The organism is Streptomyces sp. NPDC020597 (assembly GCF_044335095.1).
Lineage (GTDB): Bacteria > Actinomycetota > Actinomycetes > Streptomycetales > Streptomycetaceae > Streptomyces.
On record NZ_JBIRUL010000070.1, the window covers coordinates 1 to 2555 of the forward strand.

Below are 2555 nucleotides of genomic sequence, written 5' to 3' on the forward strand. Positions count from 1 at the left end.
GCGCCCAGCGCGTGCAGCGGGGCCTCGCGGTAGAGGTCCAGAGCCTCTTCGGGGGTGATCCGCCCACCGGCGGCGGCACGGTCGAGGACGGACTGGAGGCGATGTTGCGGGGGTCGGGACATGGTGGTGGCCGGGCCTTTCCGGTGGCGTGTGGCGTTCAGGGGGCAGTGGGTTCGAGCAGCCGGACGGTGACGTCGGGCGGGAAGCCCTCGTCGCCGCCGCCCACCCGGCGTGCGAATTCGGCGATGCCGGCGAGCTGTTCCCCGCCGAGACTGAAGTCGAGGGCCGTGGTGTAGTAGCGCTCGAGCGTCGCGGCGTCGAACTCCTCCCACTGCGCGGCCTGTTCGCAGACCTTCGCCATCTCGGCCAGGGACAGGTCCCGTGAGGCCAGCAGATCGGCGTGGACCTGGCGCACCAGCGCGGGTTCGCGGGCCAGGAAGTCGCGGCGCGCGGCGAACACGGCGAACACGAAGGGCAGTCCCGTCCAGTCCTTCCACATCCGGCCCAGGTCGTGCACCTCCAGGCCCATCCGGGGCGCCTCGTGCAGGGCCGCACGCAGGGCGGCGTCGCCGATGATCACCGCGGCCTTCGCCTCGGACATCATGGTGCGCAGGTCCGGCGGGCACACGAAGTACTCGGGGTTCACCCCGACGCGCTCGGCCAGCAGCAGCTGCGCCAGACGAACCGACGTGCGGCTCGTCGACCCCAGCGCCACCGGCTGCCCGTCCAGCTCCTCGAGCGGCACCTGGCTGACGATCAGGCAGGACATGACATCGCCGTCGCTGCCGACCGCGATGTCCGGCAGGGCGACCAGGTCGTCCGCATGCCGCAGGAACTCCATCAGGCTGATCGGTCCCATGTCCAGATCGCCCGAGGCGAGCGCGTCGTTGAGGCCGTCCGGCGTGTCGGTGTGCAGATCCATGTCGAGGAGGGACCCGGTGCGGGCGAGTCCCCAGAACAGCGGCAGGCAGTTGAGGAACTGTATGTGGCCCACGCGGGGCCGGCGCCGGCGCACAGGCGTCGACCGCGCTGTGTCGGGCGCGAGTTGCTGGGTCATGGTGCACAACTCCCGGAACGGGTCGAGGGGGAGGGACAGGGAAACGCCGTCAGGCCCGGGGGACCGCGGCGGTGAAGTGCTCGTTCAGCACGGCCAGCACCTCGGCCGGGCGTTCCGAGAGGAAGAAGTGCCCGCCGGAGAAGACCCGCAGCTCCGTCCCGGCGCCGGTGTGCTCAGCCCAGGCGCGGGCTTCCTCCAGCGACGTACGTGGGTCGGCGTCGCCGGTCAGGACGGTCACCGGACAGCGCACCGTCGCCCCGGGCTCACAGCGGTACGTCTCCACGGCCCGGTAGTCGCTGCGGATCGCGGGCAGCACCATGCGCAGCACCTCCTCGTCCTGGAGGACCTGGGCGTCGGTGCCGGCCAGCGCGCGCAGCTCGGCGATCACACCGTCGTCGTCGCGCATGTGCACGCTCTCGTTCCGCACCCGCGAAGGGGCGCGGCGCCCGGAGGCGAACAGCCGGACGGGGCTCGGCCCGGTGCGTTCCATGCGGCGCGCCACCTCGAAGGCGACCAAGGCGCCCATGCTGTGACCGAAGAAGGTCATGGGACGGTCGTCGTCCCACTGCGCGAGGACCGCGCAGATCTCGTCGGCGAGTGCGGCGATCGAGGCGGGGCCCGGTTCGTGCCGGCGGTCCTGACGGCCGGGGTACTGGATGGCGGCGACATCGACGCCGGGGCTGAGCGCTGCGGCGACCGGCACGTAGAAGCTGGCCGAACCGCCGGCGTGCGGGAAGCAGACCAGCCGCTCGGCCGCGTCGGAGGAGGGCCGGAACCTGCGGACCCACAGGTTGTCGGTGGTGGAACTCATCGGACGTGTGTCCTTCCCGTGTCGGTGTTGCGGCCCGGCGATGGGGTGGCCGGGGCCGTCCGGTGCTGACGGCCCCGGCCACCGCCCGGTGGGTGCGGCCACCGGGCGGTGCGGCCCGGCCGCTCCGGGGCCGGGTGCGAGGACGAGGGCTCAGTCGGCGGCCTCGGGGCCGTACACCTCGACGCCGTCGGAGACACGGCGCACGTGAATGCATTCGCCGGGGCACTCCTTGACGGAGTCGACCACGTCGGTGAGCAGATCCAGGGCGAAGCGCGTCGTCGCTCCCGGAGCCTGGAGCAGTTCGTCCTGCTCGCTCTTGACGTAGGCGAGCCCGTCGACGTCCAGTTCGAACACCTCGGGGACGTACTGGGCACAGATCCCGTCGCCGGTGCACAGGTCCTGGTCGATCCAGACTTCCAGGTCCTCGTCATTCGTCGTCCGTGGGGACATAAACACCTGCCTGGCCATGTCGTCGTGGTGTGGACACGGTGCGCGGACATCTGCTCGACACCGAGCGGAGCACGCACCGCACACATGGGGGAGTCGTGCACGCGGTGCACGAAGGGCCCGGCCGCTGCGGCCGGGCCGGCGGGTCACACCCGCATGGGCTGCGGCGACTCGCGCAGTGCCGGGTCGGGGCCGTCGTACTCCCGGATGATCTCGTAGCGGGTGTTGCGCTCCACGGGG

The 2555-nt window shown here is 71.8% G+C and carries 3 protein-coding genes and 1 pseudogene; all 4 read right to left on the bottom strand.

Annotated features, from left to right (window positions below):
- A pseudogene (locus ACH4ZA_RS39810) lies at window positions 1–122 on the bottom strand (dehypoxanthine futalosine cyclase); the annotation flags it as partial.
- Window positions 123–157: 35 nt separating this feature from the next.
- Window positions 158–1057: a menaquinone biosynthetic enzyme MqnA/MqnD family protein gene (locus ACH4ZA_RS39815; RefSeq protein ID WP_398433887.1), complete on the bottom strand. Its 900-nt coding sequence runs from the start codon at window positions 1055–1057 to the stop codon at window positions 158–160.
- 49 nt (window positions 1058–1106) lie between these two features.
- On the bottom strand, window positions 1107–1868 hold the full coding sequence (locus ACH4ZA_RS39820; protein WP_398433888.1) for a thioesterase II family protein: 762 nt from the start codon (window positions 1866–1868) through the stop codon (window positions 1107–1109).
- Window positions 1869–2018: 150 nt separating this feature from the next.
- Window positions 2019–2336, bottom strand: coding sequence for a ferredoxin (locus ACH4ZA_RS39825; RefSeq protein ID WP_307059308.1), 318 nt, complete (start codon window positions 2334–2336; stop codon window positions 2019–2021).
- Window positions 2337–2555: the final 219 nt, after the last annotated feature.

Bases quoted from the DNA above. Each gene is read 5' to 3' on its own strand.
- ACH4ZA_RS39815 (WP_398433887.1), bottom strand. From the start codon at position 1,057: ATGACCCAGCAACTCGCGCCCGACACAGCGCGGTCGACGCCTGTGCGC.
- ACH4ZA_RS39825 (WP_307059308.1), bottom strand. From the start codon at position 2,336: ATGGCCAGGCAGGTGTTTATGTCCCCACGGACGACGAATGACGAGGAC.
- ACH4ZA_RS39820 (WP_398433888.1), bottom strand. From the start codon at position 1,868: ATGAGTTCCACCACCGACAACCTGTGGGTCCGCAGGTTCCGGCCCTCC.